We start from the raw sequence: 690 nt of genomic DNA on the forward strand, positions 1-690 counted from the left end.
CTTTGTGGTGGTGGGGGCAACGCGCAGCGACGATCCGGCGTACATGCCGCCCCCGACCGTCAGGGTGCCCAGCACCCGCTGCGGGTACTTCTTGAAGTATGGGTTGATCCAGGTGTGGGCGGCTTCGCCGGTCTTGGCGTCGATCGGTTCGACCTGGACGGCGGGCTGTGCCCATTCGAGGGTGTCCTCGGTGGGGGTGGCGCCGTCGTCGCGGCGGCGGAATACCAGCACGTCGGTGACCACGTCGGTGCCGGCCTGCCGGTCGAATGCCCCGGTGGGCAGGCGTACCGCCCCGATTAGATCCCCCTTGGCGACGATCGCGGCGCGTTCTTCGGCGCGGCGGGCATCGGAGGTGAACATCGAGGTGACCACCGCGACGTAGCCACCGGGAGCGGTCAACGCCAGTGATTTGGCGATGAAGTGGTTGTGGATGGACAGACCGTCTGCGTTGTGGATCGGGTCGACGGGCGCGAACTTGCCGAACGGTACGTTGCCGATCGCCCCGGTGAAGGTGTTCTCGGGGGCGAAGTTGCGCTCGAAGCCGTGGTTGCGGATCTGCTGCGAGGGATACAGGTAGTGTGCGATTTTCGCGCTGATCGGCTCGATCTCGACGCCGACCATGCGCACCGACTCCGGTGCGGTGCCGACGAAGTGGCCGGCCCCGCAGCCCGGCTCGAGCACCACGGCGCC

Annotated in this window: 1 pseudogene; it reads right to left on the reverse strand. The window is 67.7% G+C overall.

The features are described from left to right. Positions 1–690, reverse strand: a pseudogene (locus NVV99_RS26335) (SAM-dependent methyltransferase); the annotation flags it as partial.

The organism is Rhodococcus sp. PAE-6 (genome assembly GCF_025290685.1).
GTDB lineage: Bacteria > Actinomycetota > Actinomycetes > Mycobacteriales > Mycobacteriaceae > Rhodococcus > Rhodococcus pyridinivorans.